This is a genomic window from Bacillus sp. SIMBA_005 (assembly GCF_046535585.1).
In the GTDB taxonomy this organism is placed as follows: Bacteria; Bacillota; Bacilli; order Bacillales; family Bacillaceae; genus Bacillus; species Bacillus pumilus.
The window spans coordinates 1-248 of record NZ_JAWRWI010000913.1 but is presented as its reverse complement, the minus strand read 5'-3'; the positions used below and the strand labels follow the sequence as shown (position 1 = coordinate 248).

At 42.7% G+C, this 248-nt stretch carries 1 protein-coding gene; it reads right to left on the bottom strand.

All coding sequences use genetic code 11. The features are described from left to right. Nucleotides 1-248: helix-hairpin-helix domain-containing protein (locus tag SB660_RS22725; protein ID WP_410584771.1), on the bottom strand; the 248-nt coding region annotated here is incomplete at both ends.

Here is a 248-nt window from a genome sequence, read left to right as displayed (position 1 = left end):
CCATCGAATTGTCCTTAGATGCTTGAATAGCTTTCACTAGGTTGGTAGCTGATTTCTCACCCATTCGTTCCAACTCTACTAATTGCTCCACTGTTAACTGATATAAATCGGATACATCATGAATTAAATCAGCGCGCAACAGTTGCTCGACAACCTTCTCTCCAAGCCCATCAATATTCATGGCGTTACGGGAGACAAAGTACTTGATGCTCTCTGCAATTTGGGCAAAACAAGCTGGATTCACACAG